The organism is Streptomyces sp. NPDC002130, assembly GCF_040296465.1.
Lineage (GTDB): Bacteria > Actinomycetota > Actinomycetes > Streptomycetales > Streptomycetaceae > Streptomyces.
The window spans coordinates 1-1,042 of record NZ_JBEOXI010001262.1; the positions used below are offsets into that span (position 1 = coordinate 1).

Annotated in this window: 1 protein-coding gene; it reads right to left on the bottom strand. The window is 58.3% G+C overall.

Annotated features, from left to right (window positions below; genetic code table 11):
- Nucleotides 1-95: 95 nt before the first annotated feature.
- Nucleotides 96-791: a hypothetical protein gene (locus ABT116_RS50125; RefSeq protein ID WP_351648491.1), complete on the bottom strand. Its 696-nt coding sequence runs from the start codon at nucleotides 789-791 to the stop codon at nucleotides 96-98.
- Nucleotides 792-1,042 lie beyond the last annotated feature (251 nt).

A 1,042-nucleotide genomic window follows, 5' to 3' on the forward strand; every position in this document is an offset into this window, starting at 1 on the left:
GGGGTGTCTGTGGTGTGTGGTGCTGTTCGAGTTGAGGGCGTGATTGGCGATGGGGGCGAAGAGGAGGTTTGCGAGGTTGGCTAGAGAATTTTCGATCAGGTGAGGCTTGCCAGTCCAACCGCCGCGACTGTGATCCAGTGTTGCCGATAGACGGCAATGACGCTCAGCAATGCGACACAAAGCCCGAGAAAGTTGCCGTTGCCGGTAATGGACGACGTGAGAACTTGGCCAGCCACAGTGCACTTGTCCACTCGACAGGTCTCGGCCACAGCCTCAGGCCAAACGACGAAAACCACAGCGACAGTCAGACAAAGTACCAGCAGACCTTGGTAAGACAGACGGGTCCAATTCAGTACATCAACAGAGAGGGCACGGCACCACAGGAGCGTAGGCACAATCATGAATATCGCTCCGACGATGCCGATGTCCACGACCCCGAAGATGAGGGCCGGCATGATCACTACCGCCATTACCAGCAACGCGGGAATGTAGGGGAACGATTCGCGGGACCCCAGCGCCACAATGAATATCGCGATTCCTATGACAATCGAGGGTAGGTAGGCGATCACGAAGACCGCGGATCCGGAAACCGGAATGTATAGGGCAAGGACGCTACCCAACACGGCCTTGAAAAGGACCGGCCAAACGACCGATACCCAAAACCAGATCCCGATCAAGCCGCTTCCGGTACTTGTCGAGTTTTGAGGTCGGGTTTGCAACACCGTAACCACACTTGCACGTGCGATCAGCAAGAGAAAAACACTGGCAAACAACAGGATCGAGAGATTCATGTCATTGGCCGACCGTCGGCGACTGGCATGGCACAGCCAGGGAGTCGAGCAGGCGTTCCCTCTGGGACGCGACGGCCTCGATGCGTGAATCGATCAGACTCCAGTAAGTGGCTGGATCGTCTCGAATCGATTCCACCGCGTCGAGAACGCGCGTTGCCGAAGTCCGTCGGGCATCGAGAACGTATCCCCGGCGAGCCGCAGCAGGCCGAAGCCGGCCGCCACGGCCGTACGGTCGCGGCGCACGAGCCGGT

What these genes read in the sequence shown, in the direction of transcription:
- ABT116_RS50125 (WP_351648491.1), bottom strand. Translation starts at nt 791, where the DNA reads ATGAATCTCTCGATCCTGTTGTTTGCCAGTGTTTTTCTCTTGCTGATC.